This is a genomic window from Pseudomonas sp. ZY71, assembly GCF_036542145.1.
GTDB classification, from domain to species: Bacteria; Pseudomonadota; Gammaproteobacteria; order Pseudomonadales; family Pseudomonadaceae; genus Aquipseudomonas; species Aquipseudomonas koreensis_A.
Genome location: NZ_CP144274.1, coordinates 3,952,461 through 3,978,178, shown reverse-complemented (window position 1 = coordinate 3,978,178; position 25,718 = coordinate 3,952,461). Strand labels below are relative to the sequence as shown.

Below are 25,718 nucleotides of genomic sequence, written 5' to 3'. Positions count from 1 at the left end.
CCGATTGATCCTGATTACCCGGCAGAACGCATCGCCTACCTGTTGCAGGACAGCGACCCGATCGCGGTGCTGGCGCAGGCCTCGACGCGCGACCTGCTTGGCGCTGTCCCCGTGATCGATCTGGGCACCAACGATTGGCGGCACTTGCCTGAGCACAATCCGCAACTGCCGAAGTTGACCCCGGCGAATCTGGCCTACGTGATCTACACCTCGGGCTCTACCGGGCAACCAAAAGGCGTGATGGTCGAGCACCGCACCCTGGAAAACCTCGTGCACTGGCACGCTGAAGCCTTCGATCTGCATGCCGGCAGCCACACCGCCAGTGTCGCCGGTTGCGGTTTCGATGCCATGGCCTGGGAAGTCTGGCCAGCGCTGTGCGTCGGCGCCACCGTGCATCTGCCACCGACCTCGATCAAAAATGAACACCTCGACGAACTGCTTGAGTGGTGGCGCGCGCAGCCGTTGCAGGTGAGCTTTCTGCCGACCCCGGTCGCCGAATACGCATTCAGCCGTGAACTGGGCCATCCGACCTTGCGCACGCTGCTGATCGGTGGCGACAAGTTGCGCCAGTTCCCGCGTGATCAGACGTTCGATGTAATCAATAACTACGGCCCGACCGAAGCCACGGTGGTGGCGACGTCCGGGCGCATCGAACCCGGGCGGGTTTTGCACATTGGCCGGCCGATTGCCAATGCGCGGATTTATCTGCTGGACCGTCTGCAACAACCGGTGCCAACCGGTGTGCAGGGCGAGTTGTATGTCGGTGGCGCCGGGGTTGCACGCGGTTACCTGAATCGCCCGGAACTGACCGCCGCACAATTTCTCGATGACCCGTTCAGCGATGAACCGCAGGCGCGCATGTACCGCACCGGTGACCTCGCGCGCTGGCTGGACGATGGCAACATCGAATACCTGGGGCGTAACGATGATCAGGTGAAATTGCGCGGTGTGCGTATTGAGTTGGGCGAAATCGAAGCGGCGCTGAACGCTCACGATTCGGTCCAGGAATGCGTGGTGCTGGTCCGTGACGGGCGTCTGGTGGCTTGGTTCACCGCCATCGAATCTGTCGAGATCGGCGACTTGCATCAGCATTTGCAAGCGCGACTGCCGGACACTTTGGTGCCGGCCGCCTATGTGCGACTGGACAGCCTGCCGCTCACGGCTCACGGCAAACTCGACCGCAAGGCCTTGCCCGAACCGGATCAGGACGCGTGGCTCAGCCGTGAATATGCAGCGCCGCAAGGCCCGGTCGAGATCGCGTTGGCGCAGATCTGGGCCGACGTGCTGAACATCGAACAGATCGGCCGTCACGACAATTTCTTCGAACTCGGCGGTCATTCGCTGTTGGCGGTGAGCCTGATCGAACGCATGCGTCAGGCTGGTCTGAACGCCGATGTACGGGTGCTGTTCAACCAGCCGAGTCTGGCCGCGCTGGCGCGGGCCTTGGGCAGTGGCCGGGAAATCGAGGTGCCGGCCAATCTGATTGCGGCCGATTGCACCTGCATCACGCCCGACATGCTGACTCTGACAACGCTGGATCAAGCCAGCATTGATCGTATTGTTGCGACGGTGCCGGGCGGTGCTGCCAATGTGCAGGATATCTACCCGCTGGCACCGTTGCAGGAAGGCATTCTTTATCACCATCTGAGCGCCGAGCAGGGTGATCCGTACCTGCTGCAATCACGTCTGGCCTTCGACAGCCTCGAGCGTTTACAAACCTTCGCCACGCATTTGCAGCAGGTCATCGCCCGTCACGACATTCTGCGCACCAGCGTGGTCTGGGAAGGTTTGCCGAGCCCGCAGCAAGTGGTCTGGCGCGCGGCGCAGATGGTCGTGCAGCCAGTGCCGCTTGATGCGCAGGACGGCGACATCCTCGAACAGTTGCACGCGCGTTTCGATGCCCGGCATTTCCGCCTCGACCTGAATCAGGCTCCGCTGATCCGCATGGTCTACGCCGAGGATCCGGCGCAACAGCAAGTCGTCGCCATCGTGCTGTTCCATCACTCGATTCTCGACCACACCGCCATGGACGTGATCGGCCGGGAAATGCATGCGTTGATGTTCGACCAGCTCGACACGCTGACGCCGCCGATGCCGTACCGCAACTACGTGGCGCAGGCACGCTTGGGCGCCGATGCGCAGGAACACGAAGCGTTCTTCCGCGAGATGCTCGGCGATATCGATGAGCCGACCTTGCCCTTCGGTCTGCAGGATGTGCAGGGCGACGGGCGTGGCATCGAAGAAGCGCTGCAACCGGTCGATGCCGCGCTCAATCTGCGCCTGCGTGAACAGGCGCGACAGTTGGGCGTCAGCCCGGCGAGCCTGATGCACATGGCCTGGGCGCAGGTGCTGGGCGTAGTCTCCGGCCGCCGCGACGTGGTCTTCGGCACGGTGTTGATGGGGCGGATGCAGGGTGGCGAGGGCGCCGACCGCACGCTGGGGGTATTCATCAATACCCTGCCACTGCGCGTTGATCTCGCTGAAGGCGTGCGCGTCGGGGTGAAAACGACTCATGCGCGGCTGACAGCGCTTTTGGGTCATGAACACGCCTCGTTGGCGCTGGCTCAACGATGCACTGGCATGACCGGTTCGGCGCCGCTGTTCAGCGCGTTGCTCAACTATCGACACAGTGCTGCCGAGCAGCAGCCGCGCGACGGCCAGGGCATATGGCAGGGCGTGCGCATGCTTGGCGGCGAGGAGCGCAGCAATTATCCGCTGACCTTGTCGGTGGATGATCTGGGCGAGGGGTTTGCCCTCGACGTGCTGGCGGTCGCTGAGATCGGTGCGCAACGGATCTGCAGTTACATGCACACCGCACTCGAACATCTGGTGACCGCACTGGAAGAAACGCCGCAACGTCCGCTCAACCGTTTGCCGGTACTCTCGGTGGCGGAATACGAACACTTGCTGGTCGGCTTCAACCAGCACTCAGCAGCCTATCCGCGTGGCGCGACGATTCAGCGGTTGGTCGAGGCTCAGGCCGAACAGCAGCCGGAGGCACTGGCGGTGGTGCAGGGCGCGCAGCAACTGACCTACGCGCAGCTCAATCAGCGTGCCAATCGCCTGGCCCATCACTTGCTCGGGCTCGGCGTGCAGCCCGATGACCGCGTCGCCGTGTGCCTGCGCCGCAGCCCGGACATGCTCGTCGCGTTGCTGGCGATCCTCAAGGCTGGGGCCGGTTATGTACCGGTCGATCCGGCGTACCCGACGGAACGCATCGCCTATCTGTTGCAGGACAGCGCGCCGATGGCGGTGCTGGCGCAAGCTGCGACGGCTGACTTGCTCGGAAACGTGCCGCTAATTGATCTGGACAATCCCACCTGGCAGCAGTTGTCCGAGAGCAATCCGCATTTGCTGACGCTGACCCCGGCGCATCTGGCCTACGTGATCTACACCTCCGGCTCTACCGGCCAGCCAAAAGGCGTGATGGTCGAACACGCGACGCTGGAAAACCTCGTGCACTGGCATTGCGAGGCCTTCGACCTGCGCGCCGGCAGCCACACATCGAGCGTCGCCGGCTTCGGTTTCGACGCCATGGCGTGGGAGGTCTGGCCGGCGCTGTGCGTGGGCGCGACCCTGCACCTGCCGCCGCAAACGGTGAGCAACGAGCACCTCGATGAGTTGCTGGAATGGTGGCGTGCGCAGCCGTTGCAGGTGAGTTTCCTGCCGACGCCGGTGGCCGAATACGCGTTCAGTCGCGACCTCGGCCACCCGACCTTGCGCACGCTGTTGATCGGTGGCGACAAGCTGCGCCAGTTCCCCCGCGAGCAGACCTTCGCGGTGATCAATAACTACGGCCCGACCGAAGCCACGGTGGTTGCCACTTCTGGCGCGGTCGAGGCCGGGCAGGTGCTGCATATCGGCCGGCCGATGGCCAACGCGAAGATTTACCTGCTCGACGACCAGCAGCGCCCGGTACCAATCGGCGTCGCTGGCGAGTTGTATGTCGGCGGCGCCGGTGTGGCGCGCGGGTATCTGCAGCGCCCCGAGCTGACTGCCGAACGCTTCCTCGACGACCCGTTCAGCGACGAACCGCAGGCGCGCATGTACCGCACCGGCGACCTCGCGCGCTGGCTGGCTGACGGCAGCGTCGAATACCTGGGGCGCAACGATGATCAGGTCAAACTGCGCGGCGTGCGCATCGAACTGGGCGAAATCGAAGCGGCATTGAGCGCTCACGCGGCCGTACAGGATTGCGTGGTACTGGTGCGCGACGGCCAGTTGCTGGCGTGGTTTACCGAACGCCGGAACGTCGAGATCGAGGATTTGCGCAGTCATCTGCAAGCGCAGTTGCCGCAAGCCCTGGTGCCCGCCGCTTACGTGCGCCTGCAAGCACTGCCGCTGACCGCCAACGGCAAACTCGACCGCAAGGCGTTGCCGGAGCCGGATCAAACGGCGTGGCTGAGCCGCGAATATGCCGCGCCGCAAGGTTCGGTGGAAATCGCCCTGGCGCAGATCTGGTCGGACGTCTTGAACGTTGAACAGGTCGGCCGCCACGACAACTTCTTTGAACTGGGCGGGCATTCATTGCTGGCGGTGACGCTGATCGAACGCATGCGTCAGGTCGATCTGAGCACCGACGTGCGCGTGCTGTTCAGCCAGCCGACTCTGGCCGCGCTGGCGGCAGCGGTGGGCAGTGGCCGCGAGGTTGCAGTACCGGACAATCTGATTCCCGCCGATTGCACGCACATCACCGCGGACATGCTGACGCTGGTGCAACTGGATCAGGCCAGCCTCGAGCGCATCGTTGCTACGGTGCCGGGCGGGGCGGCCAACGTGCAGGATATTTATCCGCTGGCGCCGTTGCAGGAGGGGATTCTGTATCACCACCTCAGCGCCGTGAAAGGCGATCCGTACCTGCTGCAATCGTGTCTGGCATTCGACAGTATCGAACGTTTTCAAGGGTTCGCTGCGGCGCTGCGTCAAGTCATGGCGCGCCACGACATCCTGCGTACTGCGATAGTCTGGCAAGGCCTGGCGGCGCCGGTGCAAGTGGTCTGGCGCCAGGCGGAGCTACCGGTCCAAGCCGTGGCGCTGGAGCCTGCGCAGGGCGAAGCCATCGATCAGTTGCGGGCGCGCTTCGATGCGCGGCACTGGCGTCTGGACCTGGATCAGGCACCGCTGCTGCGTCTGGTGTATGCCCTCGATCCGGACAATCAGCGTGTCGTCGCCATGCTGTTGTTCCATCACATTGCCATGGACCACACCGCGCTGGCGGTGGTCAGCGAAGAAATGCAGGCGATTTTGCGCGGCGATGAACGATTGCCTGTGCCCGCAGTGCCGTACCGCAATTATGTCGCGCAGACCCGCCTTGGCGTCAGCGAACAAGAGCACGAAGTGTTCTTCCGCGAAATGCTCGGCGATATCGACGAACCGACCCTGCCGTTCGGCTTGCAGGACGTGCACGGCGACGGCAATGACATCGAGGAAGTCTGCCAGCCGCTGCCTGCTGCGGTGGCGCAGCGTTTGCGCAGTCAGGCGCGGTTGCTCGGCGTCAGCGTCGCCAGCCTGTTCCATCTCGCTTGGGCACAGGTGCTGGCGGCAACGTCTGCGCAGGAACGCGTGGTCTTCGGCACCGTGTTACTCGGGCGTATGCAGGGCGGCGCGGGCGCGGATCGCGGGTTGGGTATGTTCATCAACACCTTGCCATTGCGCGTGGATGTCGACGAAACCGATGTGCGCGCCGGGGTCAAGGCGACCCATGCGCGGCTCAGTGCGCTGTTGGCTCACGAACATGCGTCGCTGGCGCTGGCCCAGCGTTGCAGCGGTGTCGCGGCGCCGTCGCCACTGTTCAGCGCGATGCTCAACTACCGCCATAGCGACAGTGAAGCCCGACAAGAGGCCAAGCGTGAATCCTGGCAGGGCATCGAATCCCTTGCCGGCGAGGAGCGCACCAATTACCCGTTGACCCTCAACGTCGACGATCTGGGCAGCGGTTTTGCACTGACAGTGATGACCCCGTTGCGCATTGGTGCGGCACGCCTCGGCCAGTTCATGCAAAACGCGCTGCTTGCACTGGTTACAGCACTGCAACAAACACCACAGCAACCGTTGAACCGCTTGACGGTGTTGCCGGAGGAGGAGCGGCAGGCGTTGCTGTTCGGCCTCAACGACACCAACGTCGATTACGATTTGCAGCAGACGCTGCATGGCTTGTTCGAGGCGCAGGTGCGGCGTACGCCAGAGGCTGTGGCCGTCGTTGCCGGCGAACAGGCATTGAGCTACACGCAGCTGAACGAGCGCGCCAATCGCTTGGCCCGGCACTTGATCAGCCTTGGTGTGCAAGTGGATTCGCGGGTGGCGATCTGTGTCGAACGCAGCCTGGAAATGGTCGTCGGTCTGCTGGCGATCAACAAGGCCGGCGCCGCTTATGTGCCGCTCGATCCGGCTTATCCGCCGGAGCGCCTGGCCTACATGCTCGAGGACAGCGCGCCGGTCGTGGTGTTGGTACACGGGGCTACCAGCGGGTTGCTGGGGGATGTCAAAGCGGCAGTGGTCGATCTTGACCAGAACACTTGGCAATCCCTGTCTGCCGACAATCCGCAAGTCGCGACGCTGACGCCACAGCACAGCGCGTACGTGATCTACACCTCCGGTTCCACCGGCCAACCGAAAGGCGTGGTCAACGAACACACCGGTGTGGTCAACCGCTTGCTGTGGATGCAGGACGCCTATCAGCTGACGGCGGCCGATTCGGTATTGCAGAAAACCCCATTCAGTTTTGACGTGTCGGTGTGGGAGTTCTTCTGGCCGCTGATGACCGGCGCGCGACTGGTCATGGCGCAGCCCGGCGGGCACAAGGACCCGCAGTATCTGAGCGGCGTGATCGAGCGTGAACACATCACCACGCTGCACTTTGTGCCGTCGATGCTCGATGTGTTCCTCGCCAACAGCGACACCACACGCTGCGATAGCCTGCGTCAGGTGATGTGCAGCGGTGAGGCGTTGCCGGGCAGTCTGGTGCGACGTTTCAAACTTCAGTTAACGGGCAGCGAGTTGCATAACCTCTACGGCCCGACTGAAGCCGCCGTCGATGTCACCGCGTGGAATTGCGCCGGGCCTGTCGAGCAGACCCCGGACAACACGCCGATCGGCAAACCGATCGCCAACACCCGCCTGTACATCCTCGATGCGCAGCAGCAACCGGTGCCGCAAGGCGTGGTCGGCGAGTTGTACATCGCAGGCGTACAGGTGGCGCGCGGTTATCTGAACCGACCTGAGCTGAATGCCGAGCGCTTCCTCAACGATCCGTTTCAGGCCAACGGGCGGATGTATCGCACCGGTGACGTCGCGCGCTATCTGGCGGACGGCAATATCGAATACCTGGGGCGTAACGATGATCAGGTGAAGATTCGCGGTCTGCGTATTGAACTGGGCGAAATTCAGGCACGGCTTGCCCGGATCGAAGGTGTGCAAGAGGCCGTGGTGGTCGCCCGTGAAGACGTGCCGGGCGACAAACGTCTGGTCGCGTATTACACCGGTGAACGCCTGGAAATCGATGTGCTGCGCAGTCATTTGCTCGAACACTTGCCGGACTACATGGTGCCCGCGGTGTTCGTGCATCTCGCCGCGTTGCCGCTAAGCCCCAACGGCAAACTCGACCGCAAGGCGTTGCCGGCGCCGGATCAGCAATCGCTGAAAACCCGCGAATACGAAGCCCCGGTCGGAGAAGTGGAAATCACTCTCGCTCGGCTCTGGGCCGAACTGCTCAACGTCGAACGGGTAGGGCGTCACGACCATTTCTTTGAGTTGGGTGGTCACTCGCTGCTGGCGGTCAGTCTGATCGGCCGGTTGCGTCAGGAAGGCATGGAAGCCGATGTCAGGTCGCTGTTCGAACATCCGACCCTGGCCGGCTACGCCGCAATTACCGAAAGAATGGAGATCGTCCTGTGAACGTGATCGAACTGTTGGCCACATTGAAGGCTAAAGACATCCAACTGGCGGTCACCGATGATCAGCTGCGGGTGAACGGCAACAAGCAGGCCTTGAGCGATCCGGCATTGCTGGCGCTGTTGCGCGAACATAAACCGGCGCTGATCGAACTGATCAAGGCCGGGCAATACTCGGCCACCAAGGCCGGTCAGGTCGAAGTCCCGGCCAACGGCATCGCGGCCGACGCCAAGCAGATCACCCCGTCGATGCTGACCCTGGTCGAGCTGGATCAGGCCAGCATCGACCACATCGTGGCGCAAGTGCCCGGCGGCGCGGCGAATGTGCAGGACATCTACCCGCTGGCACCCTTGCAGGAAGGCATTCTTTACCACCATGTCAGTGGTGGTGAAGGCGATCCGTATGTCATGCAGTCGCAATTCGCCTTCGCCAGTCGCGAACGTTTTCAGGCGTTCGCGCAAGCGTTGCAAGCGGTGATCGATCGCCACGACATTCTGCGCACTTCGGTGCACTGGCAAGGCCTGGACGCACCGGTGCAAGTGGTCTGGCGCCGCGCCGATCTGCCCGTGGATGAAGTCGTGGTGCCTGACGCTGACAGCGATGTGCTGGCGTACCTGCACGAGCGTTTCGACGCCCGACACTTTCGCCTCGACGTCAGCCGCGCGCCGCTCATGCGCCTGGCCCATGCCTGGGATGACGCCGGGCAACAGGTGATTGCGACGTTGCTGTTCCATCACATGGCCCTCGACCACTCGGCCCTCGATGTGGTGCGGCATGAAATGCGCGCCTGCCTCAGCGGGCAGCGCGAGTTGTTGGGGCGACCGGTGCCGTTCCGCAATTACGTGGCGCAGGCGCGTCTGGGTGTCAGCGAAGCCGAGCACGAGGCGTTTTTCCGCGACATGCTCGGCGACATCGACGAGCCGACGTTGCCGTACGGCTTACAAGACGTGCAGGGTGACGGCAGCGAGATTGTTGAATTGAGCCAGCCGATCGAGCCGCTGCTGGGCCAGCGCTTGCGTGCTCAGGCACGCCAGCTCGGGGTGAGTGCCGCGAGCCTGTTTCACCTCGGCTGGGCGCAGGTGCTGGCAGCGTTGACCGGCAAGCAGCAGGTGGTGTTCGGCACGGTGCTGATGGGGCGCATGCAGGGCGCCGAAGCCATTGACCGCGCGCTGGGGATCTTCATCAACACCTTGCCGTTGCGGGTGAATGTCGACAGCGCCGACGTGCGTGCCGCCGTCAACGCCACCCATGCGCGGCTGACCTCGCTGATGCGCCATGAATACGCGCCGCTAGCCTTGGCCCAGCGCTGCAGCAACGTGGTCGCACCGACGCCGCTGTTCAGCACGCTGCTCAATTACCGCCACAGCCACAACGTCAGCACGGCCAGCGCTGAAACGCTCGCGGCGTGGGAGGGCATTGCCACCCTGCACTCCGAGGAACGCACCAACTATCCGCTGACCCTGAGCGTCGATGACCTCGGCGACGCGTTCAGTCTGACGTTGCTGGCAAGCACGCAAATCGACCCGCAGCGGATCTGCGCCTACATGCACTGCGCACTGGAAAATCTGCTGCTGGCACTCGAGCAGGCGCCGCAAACACCGATCAATCAACTGCCGGTTCTGCCGGCAGCGGAGCTTGAGCAACTGCTGGTCGGCTTCAACGCTACGCAAATGAGTTTCCCGCCGGCCCAAACCCTACAGCAACGCTTTGAAGCGCAGGTTGCCGAGCGGCCGGAAGCGCTGGCCGCAGTGTTTGCCGACGCACAGTTGACCTACGCCGAGTTGAACCGCCACGCCAATGCCCTGGCGCATCACCTGATCGAACGCGGGGTAAAACCCGACGACCGCGTGGCCATCGTCGCCCGCCGGGGGCTCGATACGCTGATCGGGCTGGTCGCGATTCTCAAGGCCGGCGCCGGTTACGTGCCGGTCGATCCGGCGCACCCGGCCGAGCGCTTGAACTATCTGCTCGGCGACAGCGCGCCGGTGGTCGTCCTCACCCAAACCGATCTGCGTGAGCGCTTGCCGGCGCTGGACGTGCCGGTGATCGACCTTGACCGCTGCACCTGGCCACTGACCTGCACGTTCGACCCGCACGTGCCGGGCCTGACCGCTTCACATCTCGCGTATGTGATCTACACCTCCGGCTCCACCGGCCTGCCCAAGGGCGTGATGGTCGAGCATCACACCTTGAATAATCTGGTCGATTGGCACTGCACGGCATTTGACCTGTGCGCCGGTCGCCACACCTCGAGCCTCGCCGGTTTCGGTTTCGACGCGATGGCCTGGGAAGTCTGGCCGGCGCTGTGCGCAGGTGCGACGCTGCACTTGGCGCCGACCCACAATGGCAATGAAGACATCGACGCGCTGCTTGAGTGGTGGCGGGCGCAGCCGCTGGACGTGAGCTTTCTGCCGACGCCGGTGGCTGAATACGCCTTCAGCCAGAACCTCGAACACCCGACCCTGCGCACGCTGCTGATCGGCGGCGACCGCTTGCGCCAGTTCAATCGCAACCAGCATTTCGACGTGATCAACAACTATGGCCCGACCGAGGCCACGGTGGTCGCGACATCAGGCCGGGTCGACAGCGGCGACGCGTTGCACATCGGTCAACCGGTGAGCAACGCCACGGTGTACCTGCTTGATGAACAGCAACGCCCGGTGCCGATGGGCGTGGCGGGCGAGCTGTACGTCGGCGGTGCCGGTGTCGCTCGTGGTTACCTCAATCGAGCGGAAATGACCGCCGAGCGCTTTCTGCATGACCCGTTCAGCCGCTTGCCGAACGCGCGCATGTACCGCACCGGTGACCTTGCGCGCTGGCGCGAGGACGGCACCCTCGAATACCTGGGTCGCAACGACGATCAGGTGAAAATCCGTGGCGTGCGCATCGAGCTGGGGGAAATCGAAACCTGCCTCAATCAGTTGCCGGGGATTCAGGAAGCTGTGCTGCTGGCCCGCGAAGACCAGCCCGGCCAACCACGACTGGTGGCGTATTTCACCGAGCAGGCGCAGGTTGAAGCACTGCCGGTCGGCGAGTTGCGTGCGCAATTGTTAAGCCGCTTGCCGGAGTACATGGTGCCGGTGGCCTTCGTCAAACTCGCCGCGTTACCGTTGACCGCCAATGGCAAGGTCGACCGCAAAGCCTTGCCGGCGCCGGAGCTGTCGGCGCTGTTCACCCGCGAATACGCGGCGCCCGAAGGCGAGGTGGAAACCGCGCTGGCGCAGATCTGGGCCGATGTGCTGCAGGTCGAGCGGGTCGGTCGTCAGGATCACTTTTTCGAACTCGGCGGTCATTCGCTGCTGGCGATGCGCATGGTCTCGCAAGTGCGCCAACGACTCGGCGTCGAACTGGCACTGGCTGAGCTGTTTGCCAACGCCGAACTGGCGGCGGTCGCTGCGGTACTGAGCGAGGCGGGGCGCTGCACGCAACCCGAGATTGTGCCGGTGCCGCGTGACGGCGCCTTGCCGCTGTCGTTCGCCCAGCAACGCCTGTGGTTTCTGGCGCAAATGGAAGGTGCCAACACCGCGTACAACATTCCTGTGGCCCTGCGTTTGCGTGGCCGCCTCGACGACGCTGCGCTCCAGCGTGCACTGGCGCGGATCGTTGCCCGCCATGAAACCCTGCGCAGCCGTTTCGCCCAGTACAACGACGACGCGCAAGTGCTGATCGCGCCGGTCGACAGCGGCCTGTTGCTGCGCGTCGAAGACTTGCGCCAACACCCGCAACCCGAGCAAGCGTTGCAGGCGCTGATTCAGGGCGAAGCTTCAGGGCCGTTCGATTTGCAGGACGATGCGCTGATTCGCGGACGGCTGGTGCGTCTGGCCAACGATCATCACGTGCTGTTGCTGACGATGCACCACATCATTTCTGATGGTTGGTCGATGGGCGTTTTGACCCGCGAACTGATGGCGCTGTATCAGGCGTTCAGCCAGGGGCAACCGGATCCACTGCCGCCGCTGACGCTGCAATACACCGATTACGCGGTGTGGCAGCGGCGTTGGCTCAGCGGTGAGTTGTTGCAGCGCCAGAGTGAGTTCTGGCAGCAGAACCTCGCGGGGGCACCGGCGCTGTTGCTGTTGCCGACCGATCGCGTGCGGCCGGCGCAGCAGGGCTATGCCGGCAGCAGTGTCGACGTGGTGCTCGATGAGCGGTTGAGTGCCGGCCTCAGGGCGCTAGGCCAGCGCCATGGCGTGACGCTGTACATGACGCTGATGAGCGCCTGGGCCATGCTGCTCAGTCGTTTGTCCGGTCAGTCTGAGGTGGTGATCGGCTCGCCCGTGGCCAACCGCAGCCGCGCCGAGATCGAAGGTTTGATCGGCATGTTCGTCAACACCCTGGCCTTGCGCATCGACACCTCGGGCGAACTCAGCGTCGAAGCGCTGCTGGCCCGAGTCAAGGCGCTGACGCTGGCGGCGCAGGCGCATCAGGATCTGCCGTTCGAGCAAGTGGTGGAAATCACCCGACCATTGCGCAGCCTGGCGCACAGCCCGGTGTTCCAGACTTTGCTGAGCTGGGATGGCCTGCAAAGCCCGGCGCTGGCCCTCGGTGATTTGACCCTGGAAGGCGTGGCGGAGCCGAGCCACTTCGCCAAGTTTGATCTGTCGCTGAACCTGAGCGAGTCGAACGGTGTGATTCGCGGTTCGCTGGAGTACGCCACGGCGCTGTTCGACGAGGCGACGGTGCTGCGTTTTGCCGGCTATTTCCAGCGTCTGTTGCAGGCGATGGTCGCCAATGATCAAACGGTGCTGGAACACGCACCGCTACTGGCAGAGGACGAACAACAGCGGCTGCTGAATGAGTTCAATGCCACGGCAGTGGATTACGACCTAGAGCAGACCCTCCACGGTCTGTTCGAGGCGCAAGTGGCGCGCACGCCACAGGCGCCGGCGGTGCTCGCTGGTGAACAGCGCTTGAGCTATGCCGAGCTGGACGCCAAGGCCAACCAACTGGCGCGGCACCTGCGTGGCTTGGGTGTGCAGGCGGATTCGCGGGTGGCGATCTGTGTCGAGCGCGGTCTGGACATGGTTGTCGGTCTGCTGGCGATCCTCAAGGCTGGCGGTGGTTATGTGCCGCTGGACCCGGCGTATCCGCTGGAACGTCTTGGCTACATGCTGGACGACAGCGCGCCGCTGGCGGTGCTGGTACAAGGCTCCACTCGCGGGCTGCTGGGTGACGTCGCCGTGCCGCTGATCGATCTCGATCAAGCGCACTGGCAGTCGCTGCCGAGCGACCCTCTGCCCACCGCCGAGTTGACCCCGCAACACATGGCGTACGTGATCTACACCTCCGGTTCGACCGGCCAGCCAAAAGGCGTGATCAACGAACACACCGCGGTGGTCAACCGCTTGCTGTGGATGCAGGACGCCTATCCACTGACAGCGGCGGACACGGTGTTGCAGAAGACGCCGTTCAGTTTCGACGTGTCGGTGTGGGAGTTTTTCTGGCCGCTGATGACCGGCGCACGTTTGGTCATGGCGCAGCCCGGTGGTCACAAGGACCCGCTGTATCTCAGCGAAATCATCAAGCAAGAACGGATTACCACGCTGCACTTCGTGCCATCGATGCTCGACGTGTTCCTTGCCCATGGCGACACCGAGCGTTGCTCGGAGCTGCGTCAGGTGATGTGCAGCGGCGAAGCGTTGCCGGGCAGTCTGGTGCGACGCTTCAAGCGGCAATTGCCGGGCACTGCGTTGCACAACCTCTACGGCCCGACCGAAGCCGCTGTTGACGTGACCGCGTGGAATTGCGCCGGGCCGCTGGAGCGAACCCCGGACAACACACCGATCGGCAAACCGATCGCCAACACCCGCATGTACATCCTTGATGGCCAACAACAACCGGTGCCGCAAGGCGTTGTCGGTGAGTTGTACATCGGCGGCGTGCAAGTGGCCCGTGGTTACCTCAATCGACCTGAACTGAGTGCCGAGCGCTTTCTTGATGATCCGTTCCAGGCCAATGGCCGTATGTACCGCACCGGCGACGTCGCCCGCTATCTGGCCGACGGCAATATCGAATACCTGGGCCGCAACGACGATCAGGTGAAAATTCGCGGCTTGCGTATCGAACTGGGCGAAATCCAGGCGCGCCTGACCCAGATCGAGAGGGTGCAGGAAGCGGTGGTGCTGGCCCGCGAAGACGTGCCCGGCGACAAGCGTCTGGTTGCGTATTACACCGGGGAACGGCTGGACATCGAAGCGCTGCGCAATGATCTGCTGGAGCATCTACCGGACTACATGGTGCCTGCGCTGTTTCTGCACCTCGATGCGCTGCCACTGAGCCCGAACGGCAAACTCGACCGCAAGGCATTGCCGGCGCCGGATCTGGCGGCATTGGCTGCACGTGAATACGAGGCGCCGGTCGGCGAAGTGGAAACGCTCCTCGCCGCGCTCTGGGCCGAATTGCTCAATGTCGAGCGGGTAGGGCGCCACGACCACTTCTTCGAGCTGGGTGGGCACTCGCTGATGGCGGTGAATCTGCTGGCGAAAATGCGTCGTGCCGGTCTCAGCGCCGACATCCGCGTGCTGTTCAACCAGCCGACACTCGCCGCACTGGCGGCGGCCGTTGGTGGCGAGCCGCAAGCCGAGGTCCCGGCCAACCGCATTACGCCGGACTGCACGCGCATCACCCCGGAACTGCTGCCACTGCTGACGCTCGATCAAGCGACCCTTGACCGTATCGTTGCCAGCGTCCCCGGCGGCGTGACCAATGTGCAGGACATTTATCCGCTGGCGCCGTTGCAGACCGGCATTCTGTTCCATCACCTTTCGGCCGCTCAGGGTGACCCCTACGTGTTGCAGGCACAGTTTGCGTTTGCCGACGAACAACGCCTGAACGCCTTCACCGAGGCTATGCAAAAGGTCATTCAGCGCCATGACATTCTGCGCACCTCGCTGTTCTGGGAAGGCCTCGCAGACCCGGTGCAAGTGGTTTGGCGCCAGGCGTCGCTGGCCTGCGAAAATATTGCGCTGGAGGGCGCGAGCGGCGACGCACTGGAGCAGTTGCGCGCTCGCTTCGATGCCGGCCATTACCGCATGGCCGTCAACCAGGCACCGCTGATGCGCGTGGTCCACGCGTGGGACGCGGTCAATCAGCGGGTTGTCGCGTTGCTGCTGTTCCACCATCTGGTGATGGACCACGTCGCGCTCGAAGTGCTGCAACAGGAAATGCAGGCCTTCCTCAGCGGCCAGCCACAACGTCTCGCCGAGCCGGTGCCGTATCGCAATTACGTGGCGCAGACCTTGACCGGGATGACCGATCAGCAGCATGAAAGCTTCTTCCGCGACATGCTCGGCGATGTCGACGCGCCAACCTTGCCTTACGGCCAGGCCCAGGCACAGGAAGGGCTTGCTGAGCAGGCGCGGTTGACCCTCGACCTCGGTCTGAGTCGCGACATCCGCCAGCAGGCGCGGCGTCTGGGCGTCAGCGCCGCGAGCCTGATGCACCTGGCCTGGGCGCAGGTGCTCGGGCAGTTGTCGGGCCGCGACGACGTGGTGTTCGGCACGGTGTTGCTCGGCCGTTTGCAGGGCGGTGAGGGCGCCGAGCGTGCGCTCGGGGTGTTTATCAATACCTTGCCGCTGCGCATCGATCTGACCGCGCACAGCGTCAAAGGCGCGGCCCTGGCTACCCATCAACGGTTGAGCCAATTGCTCCAGCACGAACACGCGCAACTGGCGCGCATCCAGCATTGCAGTGCGATGGCGCCGACCACGCCGCTGTTCAGCACTTTGTTCAACTATCGTCACGGCGCTGCGGCGTCGTCGAGTTCGGCCGAGGCTGCATCGGCGTGGCAGGGCATGCAATTGCTGGAAGCCGAGGAACACAGCAATTATCGCCTGACCCTCAGCGTCGACGATCTCGGCGAAGGTTTCAGCCTCAGCGCATTGGCCGCTGCCGGCATCGACGCACGGCGTACTTGCGACTATCTGCAATGTGCTTTGCACAGCCTTGTGCAAGCGCTGGAACAGGCACCGCATCAAGGCTTCGAACGCTTGTCGATCCTGCCGGCCGCTGAGCGCGAACAGCTATTGATCGGCTTTAATGCCACCCACGCCGATTTCCCTCAGGAGCTGACGATCGGCCAGCGTTTCGAGCAGCAAGTGGCTGCGCGACCGCACGCGCCGGCGGCGATTTTTGCTGGCGCGAGCCTGAGTTACGCCGAACTCGACCAGCAGGCCAACGCCTTGGCGCATCACCTGATCGAAGCGGGTGTGCGGCCTGATGATCGTGTGGCCATCGTTGCCCGTCGCGGCCTCGATACGCTGGTCGGGCTGGTGGCGATTCTCAAGGCGGGCGCCGGTTATGTGCCAGTGGACCCGGCGCATCCAGCGGAGCGTCTGAACTATCTGCTGGAGGACAGTGCGCCGGTTGCGGTGTTGACCCAAAGCGCACTGCGCGCACGTCTGCCCGAGCTGCAAGTGCCGCTGATCGATCTCGATTTGCATCAGTGGCCGAGCGCCAGAATCGAAACTCCGTCAGTGCCCGCGCTGACACCGCAACACTTGGCGTATGTGATCTATACCTCTGGTTCCACCGGGCTGCCCAAAGGCGTGATGGTCGAGCACCGCACCCTGAGCAATCTGGTCGATTGGCATTGTGCGGCGTTCGATCTGCATGCCGGCAGCCACACCTCAAGCCTCGCCGGCTTCGGTTTCGACGCCATGGCCTGGGAAGTCTGGCCGGCGTTGTGCGTTGGCGCGACGCTGCATCTGGCGCCGGCCCACGACGGTAACGAAGACATCGATGCGCTGCTCGATTGGTGGCGTGCGCAGCCGCTGGACGTAAGCTTCCTGCCGACCCCGGTGGCCGAGTACGCCTTCAGCCAGGAGCCGGTGCATCCAACCCTGAAAACCCTGTTGATCGGCGGTGACCGGCTGCGCCAGTTCAACCGCAACCAGTCCTTCAAGGTGATCAACAACTACGGCCCGACCGAGGCCACGGTGGTTGCCACGTCCGGGTTGATCGAGGCCGGGCAAGTGCTGCACATCGGCAAGCCGCTGAGCAATGCCAGCGTCTACCTGCTCGATGAGCAGCAGCGTCCGGTACCACTGGGAGTGATGGGCGAGTTGTACGTTGGCGGTGCCGGCGTCGCCCGTGGCTACTTGAATCGCCCGCAAATGACCGCCGAGCGCTTTCTGCGCGACCCGTTCAGCCCTTTGCCAAACGCGCGGATGTACCGCACCGGTGACCTTGCGCGCTGGCGCGAGGACGGCACGCTGGAATACCTGGGGCGCAATGACGATCAGGTGAAAATCCGTGGCGTGCGCATCGAACTCGGCGAAATCGAGACCTGCCTCAATCATTTGCCGGGGATTCAGGACGCTGTGCTGCTGGCCCGTGAAGATCAGCCCGGCCAGCCGCGACTGGTGGCGTATTTCATCGAGGCGGCGCAAGGCGAGGCGCTGAGCGTCGGACAAATACGTGCGCATCTGGCGGAGCAACTGCCGGAGTACATGCTGCCGGCGGCTTTTGTCCGGCTCAACGCTTTACCGCTGACGGCCAACGGCAAAGTCGACCGCAAGGCGTTGCCGAAACCGGATCTGGCCGCGTTGTTCACCCGCGACTACGCCGCGCCGCAGGGCGAGACCGAAACCACCCTGGCGCAGATCTGGGCCGAGGTGCTGCAGGTCGAACGGGTAGGGCGCCATGATCATTTCTTCGAACTCGGCGGGCATTCGTTGCTGGCGATGCGCATGGTTGCGCAGGTCCGGCAACGGTTGGGGCTGGAGCTGGCGTTGGCGGATCTGTTCGCCAATGCCGAACTGGCGGCGGTCGCTGAGTGCCTGGCGGGTGCCGAGCGCAGCACCCAGCCGTCGATTGTGCCGGTAACGCGTGACGGCACCTTGTCCTTCGCCCAGCAACGCCTGTGGTTCCTCGCGCAAATGGCGGGCGGCAACTCGGCGTACAACATCCCCATCGCCCTGCGCCTGCGCGGTCGACTCGATATCGATGCGCTGCAAGCGGCGCTGGCGCGCATCGTGGCCCGCCACGAAACCCTGCGCAGCCGCTTCATCAGTCGCGATGACACTGCGCAGGTGACGATTGCGCCGGTCGACAGCGGCTTGCTGCTGCGTGTTGAAGATCTGCGCCAACAGCCACAGGCCGAGGACACCTTGCACAGGTTGATGGCGCAGGAAGCCTCGGCGGCGTTTGATCTGCAGAACGACCCGCTGATCCGTGGACAGCTGCTGCATCTGGCCGACGATCACCATGTGCTGTTGCTGACCGTACACCACATCGTCGCCGACGGTTGGTCGATGGGCGTGCTGACCCGCGAGTTGATGGCGTTGTATCAGGCATTCAGCCAGGGCCAGCCCGATCCGCTGCCAGCGCTGACGCTGCAATACGGCGATTACGCGGTGTGGCAACGACGCTGGCTCAGCGGTGACGTGCTGCAACGGCAAAGTGATTATTGGCAACAAACCCTCGACGGTGCTCCAGCGCTGTTGACGCTGCCCACCGATCGTCCGCGTCCGGCGCATCAGGATTATGCTGGCAGCAACCTCGAAGTGGTGCTGGACCAACACCTGAGCGCCGCACTCAAAGCCCTGAGCCAGCGGCATGGCGTGACCCTGTTCATGACCCTGACGAGTGCCTGGGCATTGCTGATGAGTCGTCTGTCCGGGCAGGCCGATGTGGTGATCGGCTCGCCGGTGGCCAACCGCACCCGCGCTGAAGTCGAAGGCTTGATCGGCATGTTCGTCAACACCCTGGCGCTGCGCATCGATACCTCGGGCGAGCCGAGTGTCGAAACACTGCTGGCACGGGTCAAGGCACGGACACTGGAGGCGCAGGCGCATCAGGACTTGCCGTTCGAGCAAGTGGTGGAAATCACCCGACCGTCGCGCAGCCTGGCGCACAGCCCGCTGTTCCAGACCACGCTGAGCTGGGACAGTCACGGCGGGCCGCAACTGGCGCTGGGCGAGCTGACACTGGAAGCGGTGGCCGGCGCGGACGAGGTCGCCAAGTTCGACCTGACGCTGACCCTGGGCGAGGTCAACGGCGTGATTCGCGGCTCGCTGAACTACGCCACGGCGCTGTTCGACGAATCGACCATCCGCCGCTATGTCGGCTATTTCCAACGGCTGCTGCAAGCGATGGTCGGCAATGATCACGCAGTCCTTGAACACGTGCCGTTACTGGCGGCGGAGGAGCGTCAGCGCTTGCTCGTCGACTTCAACGCCAGCGCACGCGATTACCCGCAGACCCTGACCGTGCACGGGGTTTTCCAGCAGCAAGCGGCGGCGCATCCAAAGGCTGTGGCGGCGGTGCATGGCGCGCAATCGCTGAGCTATTTCGAACTGAACGCGCAGGCCAATCGCCTCGCTCATCACCTGATCGGCCAAGGCGTGCAACCGGGGGATCACGTGGCGATCCTGCTGCCACGCTCGCTGGAACTACTGGTGGCGCAACTGGCGATTGCCAAGTGCGCGGCGGCCTATGTACCGCTGGACATCCATGCGCCGAGCGAGCGTCAGGCGTTCATGGTCGAGGACTGTCGGGCGGCCGCGCTGCTGACCCTGAGCGGCGAAATCATCGATTACGCCGCGCCGCGTATCGATCTGGACAGGCTGACCCTGAGCGGGCAACCGACGCATAACCCCAATCTTGTGCAGTCCTCGGAGTCGCTGGCGTACATCATGTACACCTCCGGCTCCACCGGCACGCCGAAAGGGGTGATGGTGCCGCACCGTGGCATCGGCCGTTTGGTGCTCAATAACGGTTACGCCGATTTCAATGCGCAGGATCGCGTGGTGTTCGCCTCGAATCCGGCGTTCGATGCCAGCACCATGGATATCTGGGGCCCGCTGCTCAACGGTGGTCGCGTGGTGATCATCGATCATCAGACCCTGCTGGATCCGCAGGCCTTTGGCCGTGAACTGAATGCCAGTGGCGCGACGATCCTGTTCGTCACCACTGCGTTGTTCAACCAGTACGTGCAACTCATCCCGCAAGCGCTCAAAGGCCTGCGCATTCTGCTCTGTGGTGGCGAGCGCGGTGATCCGGCGGCGTTCCGCACGCTGTTGGCCGAGGCGCCGGATCTGCGCATCGTGCATTGCTATGGCCCGACCGAAACCACCACCTACGCCACGACGTTCGAAGTGCGGGAGGTGGCGGAAAATGCCGACAGCGTGCCGATCGGTGGGCCGATTTCCAACACCCAGGTCTATGTACTCGATGCGCATCAGCAACCAGTGCCGATGGGCGTAACCGGTGAGCTGTATATCGGCGGCCAGGGCGTGGCGCTGGGTTATCTGAACCGAGCCGATCTGACCGCCGAGAAATTCATCCGTGATCCATTCAGCGATAAACCCGGCGCGTTGCTGTATCGCACCGGCGACCTCGCGCGCTGGCTGGCGCCGGGGCAACTCGATTGCGTCGGGCGCAACGACGATCAGGTAAAAATCCGTGGCTTCCGCATCGAACTGGGTGAGATCGAAAGCCGTTTGCTCAACTGCGCGGGGATCAAGGAAGCCGTGGTGCTGGCGCGCCGCGACGCTCAGGACGCCACGCGTCTGGTCGCCTATTTCACCGCGCACGAGGGACAACTCGACAGCGTTGAGCTGCACGCTCAACTGTCGGCGCGCTTGCCGGAGTACATGCTGCCGACGGCGTGGGTGCAACTGGAGGCATTGCCGCTGAACAACAACGGCAAGATCGACCGCAAGGCGCTGCCGGCACCGACCCCGGCCGCCATGCTCAGCCGGGTCTATGTAGCGCCGGTCACGGCGCTGGAGGAAAACCTGGCGCGCATCTGGGCCGGGTTGTTGCAGGTCGAGCAGGTGGGACGACACGATAATTTCTTCGAGTTGGGCGGTCATTCGTTGCTGGCGATGCGCATGCTGTCGCAGGTTCGCCAACAACTGGATGTCGAGCTGACCCTGGCCGAACTGTTCGCCAATCCGGAACTGGCGGCCGTGGCGCAGGTGTTGAGCCGGGCCGCGCGCAGCACCTTGCCGGAGATTGTCCCGGCAGCGCGTGAGCAAGTGCTGCCGCTGTCGTTTGCGCAACAGCGCCTGTGGTTCCTGGCGCAAATGGACGGCGGCAACACGGCGTACAACATTCCGCTGGGCCTGCGTCTGCGCGGGCGGCTGGATGAAGACGCGCTGCAACGGGCACTCGCGCGCATTGTCGAGCGCCACGAAACCCTGCGCAGCCGCTTCACCCAGATCGACGATCAGGCGCAGGTGCTGATCGTGCCGGCTGCGGCCGCGCTGTTGCTGCAGGTTGAAGATTTGCGCCAGCACCCGCAGGCCGATAACGCCTTGCGTGGGCTGATCGAAGAGCAAGCCAGCGCACCGTTCAATCTTGCTCGCGATTCGCTGATTCGCGGACGTCTGGTGCGTCTGGCCGACGATCACCATGTGCTGTTGCTGACGCTGCACCACATCATCTCCGATGGCTGGTCGATGGGTGTGCTGACCCGCGAGTTGGCGGCGCTGTATCAAGCCTTCAGCCATGACCAGCAAGACCCGTTGCCCGCGCTGGCGCTGCAGTACAGCGATTACGCGGTGTGGCAACGCCGCTGGCTCAGTGGTGAGGTGCTGCAACGGCAGAGCGATTACTGGCAGCAGACCCTGGCCGGTGCTCCGGCGTTACTGACGCTGCCGACCGATCGTCCGCGTCCGGCGCAACAGGACTTTGCCGGCAGCCATGTCGACGTAGTGCTGGGCGCGCCGCTGAGTCGCGGACTGAAAGCGCTGTGCCAACGTCGCGCCGTGACGCCGTACATGGTGATCCTCAGTGCCTGGGCGATGCTGCTCAGTCGCTTGTCCGGGCAGACCGACGTGGTCATCGGCTCGCCGGTGGCCAACCGTACCCGCGCCGAGATCGAAGGTTTGATCGGCATGTTCGTCAACACCCTGGCCCTGCGCATCGACACCTCTGGCGCCCTCAGCGGCGAAGCGTTGCTGGCGCGGGTCAAGGCGCAAACCCTGGCGGCGCAAGCGCATCAGGATCTGCCGTTCGAGCACGTGGTGGACATCAGCAAACCGCTGCGCAGTCTGGCCCACAGCGCGTTGTTCCAGACACTGTTGAGCTGGGACAACAATGACGGCCCGAGCCTGCAACTGGGCGACCTGACGCTGGAAGGCGTGGCGGGGGAAAGCCACTTTGTGAAGTTCGACCTGTCGCTGAGTCTCGGCGACAGCGCCGATGGCGTTCGTGGTTCGCTGCGTTATGCCACGGCACTGTTCGATGAGTCGACGGTGCGGCGTTTTGTCGGTTACTTCCAGCGCTTGCTGGCCGCGTTGGTCAGCGATGAACAAACGCTGCTGGAGCAGGTGCCGTTGCTGGCGCAGGACGAACGTCAGCGCCTGTTGCACGACTTCAACGCCAGCGAAGTCGATTGCCCACTCGAACAGCCGTTGCACTACTTGTTTGAAGCGCAGGTGCGGATTAAGCCCGAGGCCATCGCCGTGCAGTCCGAAGCTGGTCGGCTTTCCTATCGGGAACTCAATGCGCGGGCCAATCAACTGGCTCATCACTTGCGCGAACAGGGCGTGCAGCCGGATTCACGCGTGGCGATTTGCGTCGAGCGCGGGCTGGATCTGGTGGTCGGTCTGCTCGGCATTCTCAAAGCGGGCGGGGCCTATGTGCCGCTGGATCCGGGGTATCCGGCGGAACGTCTGGCCTACATGCTCGAGGACAGCGCGCCGGTCGCGGTGTTGGTGCAAGCAGCGACGCGTTCGCTGTTCGCCGCGCCTGCAATGACCTTGATCGACCTCGATCAAGGTCATTGGCAACAGTTGCCTGATCATGATCCGCAGGTGCCCGGCCTGGGCGAGTCGAACCTGGCCTACATGATCTACACCTCCGGCTCCACCGGTCTGCCGAAAGGCGTGATGATCGAGCATCGCAGCGCCTGCAACATGGTGCATTGGGGCTCGCAGATCAGTGCGCCGACCGAGCATGGTGCGTTGCTGCAAAAGGCCCCGTTCAGCTTCGACAGTTCGGTGTGGGAGATCTTCTGGCCGCTGTGTTCCGGCCTGCGTCTGGTGCTGGCACGGCCCGATGGCAACCGCGATTCGGCCTATGTGGTGCAGGCGATTCGCGAGCACCAAGTGACGGTGGTCAAGTTCGTGCCGGCGCTGCTGCAGGACTTCATTGAGCAGGCCGATGTCAGCCAGTGCACCAGCCTCACCGATGTGCTCAACGGTGGCGGTGAACTCAGCGCGGCGCTGGCGCGGCAGGTGCGCGATCGCCTGCCGTGGGTGCGTTTGCACAACGTTTACGGCCCGACCGAAACCACGGTCGACAGCACTGGCTGGACGCTTGAACCGGATCAGCCGGTGCCACACAACACGGTGCCGATCGGCCAGGCGCTGAGCAACACGCGCTTGTACGTGCTCGATGCTTACGATCAACCGGTGCCGCAGGGTGTCAGCGGCCAGTTGCACATTGGCGGTGTGGGTGTGGCGCGCGGTTATCACCGACTGCCGGAGATGCAGGCCGAGCGTTTCATCGACAGCCCGTTCGTGGCCGGTGATCGGCTGTACCGCACCGGCGATCTGGCGCGCTACAACAACGACGGTGATCTGGAATTCCTCGGGCGCAACGACTTCCAGATCAAGCTGCGCGGCTTGCGTCTGGAGCCGGGTGAAATCGAAGCGCGGCTGATCGAACATCCGGCCATTCGCGAAGCGGTGGTGATGGTGCGCGATGAACGTCTGGTGGCCTGGTACACGTTGCGTGCAGGGATCGAAACGCCAAACCTGGAGGTCTTGCGTGCCCATGTGCTGGAGCGTTTGCCGGAGTACATGGTGCCCGGCGCCTATGTGCTACTCGACGCATTGCCGCTGACCCCCAACGACAAGGTCGATCGCAAGGCCTTGCCGGAGCCGGGCGCAGACGCGGTAATCAACCGTCCATATGTGGCGCCGCAAGGCGAAGTGGAAACCGCGATGGCGCGTATCTGGGCCGAAGTGCTCAACGTCGAGCAGGTCGGTCGTCACGACAACTTCTTCGAGTTGGGCGGGCATTCGTTGCTCGCGGTGCGGCTGGTCAATCTGCTGCAACGCGGCGGATTGCAGGTGTCACTGGCCGAATTGTTCCAGCACCCGAGCATCGAGTCGGCGGCAGCGTTGCTCGCTCAGGATGAAATGGCCGGACTGCCGGAAGGGCTGGTCGTGGTGCGAGCCGGGAATACCGGTACGCCGCTGTTCCTGGTGCATGAATTCAGCGGCCGCGACGTGTATTTCCCGACGCTGGCGCAGCACATTGGCGGCGAGTTTGCGATTTATGGCCTGCCCGGCGTGCCGCTGGGTCAGCCACAGTTGCGCACAATCGAATGCATGGCCACGCGGATGGCCGGGATCATCCGTTCGGTGCAGCCACACGGGCCGTATCGTCTGGCGGGCTGGTCGTTCGGCGGGGTGCTGGCCCATGAGGTTGCCCAGCAATTGCTGGGTCAGGATCAACCGGTGGACTTCATCGGCATGCTCGACAGTTACGCGCCCAACTCACTGGCCCAGGACAAGGCGATGTGGAGCGGCAAGGATCTCGACAAGCGCCAGTTGCTCGGGCATTGCCGGGGGCGTGCGCTGATGCTCGGTGCCGATGGCGCCGCCGCGTTGGCGTCGGTCGAGGCTCTGGAAGCCGAAATGGAGCAGTTGGATTTCCACGCGCTGTTCCAGCGTTGCCAGGTGCAGCAACTGACCGATCCGGAACTGGCCACGGTCAGCGCGGCCGATGCCTGGCATTACTTCGATCGCGAGGCGGCGCATCGCCTGGCCTTGGCGCATTACCGGGTCAGCCCGGCGAGCCAGACGATTCATCTGTTCCGCGCGCAGGCGTTGATGGACGGGCAGTCTGTGCCAAGCCCGACACGCGGTTGGGAGGAGCGCTTCGACAGTCGTCTGTTGCAGTGCATCGATATTCCCGGGGATCACCGCAGCATGATGAAAAACCCACATATTCAGGCGTTGGGACAGGCCATCACTCGGGCACTTGAGGCGGTAATCGCGCCCGCCACGGCGGTGTATCAGCCGCTGCTGACGATCCAGAGCGGGCACCTGGGGCATGCACCGATTTTCTGCGTGCCGGGGGCAGGTGACAGCGTCACCGGGTTCATTCATCTGACCGAAGCGATCGGCCCGGAGTGGCCGATCATCGGCCTGCAACCGCGCGGGCTGGACGGCAGCAGTGTGCCGCACAGTCAGGTCGAGGCCGCTGCCGCGTTTTATCTGCAGGCGATCGCGCAGGCTTACCCAAAAGGCCCGGTGCATTTGATCGGCCATTCCTTCGGCGGTTGGGTGGCGCATGCCATGGCGGCGCAGCTGCAAGCGACCGGGCGCGAGGTGGCATCGTTGACGTTGATCGACAGCGAAGCGCCGGGCGGCAACGGCACGGCAGGCAAGCCGTACACCGGTACGGCGGCGCTGGAACGTTTGATCGACACCCTGCAACTGTCCAGTGGCAAGTCCCTGGAGATCGATCCGCAGGTGTTTGCCGACGCTGATGACGCCACGCAAATGCGCTTGCTGCATGCCGGGATGGTGCACGCCGGTGTGCTGTCGGAGCGCGCCGCGCCCGATGCGATGTACGGCCCGGTCCGCACCTTCGCCACAGCTTTGCGCACGGTCTATCAACCGTCACTGGCCTACACCGGCCCGGTGCGGTTGGCGCTGGTCGATGACCCGACGCTGGATGCGTGGGGCAATCAGCGCGAGCAAGCGGCGATGGTTGAAGGCTGGCAGCGCCAGGTTGCGGATCTGGCGGTGTGGTACGGGCCGGGCAACCACTTCACGATTCTCAAGGCGCCCAACGTCTTCAGTCTCGCGGCGTGGTGGCATGACGGCCTGAAAGTGCCGGCCGGGCAAGTGCTGTCCTGA

2 protein-coding genes (1 of these 2 only partly in view) are annotated in these 25,718 nt (G+C 63.8%); both read left to right on the top strand.

The genetic code is table 11. The features are described from left to right. Nucleotides 1-7,893, top strand: the 3' portion of a protein-coding gene (locus tag VY732_RS17580; RefSeq protein ID WP_331691319.1) for an amino acid adenylation domain-containing protein. 5,130 nt of this gene lie to the left of the window's left edge; only the last 7,893 of its 13,023 coding nucleotides appear in the window; the start codon falls outside the window, past its left edge; its stop codon occupies nt 7,891-7,893. Next, complete coding sequence (locus tag VY732_RS17575) at nt 7,890-25,718, top strand: non-ribosomal peptide synthase/polyketide synthase (protein ID WP_331691318.1); 17,829 nt, start codon at nt 7,890-7,892, stop codon at nt 25,716-25,718. The genes VY732_RS17580 and VY732_RS17575 overlap by 4 nt, the downstream gene beginning before the upstream one ends.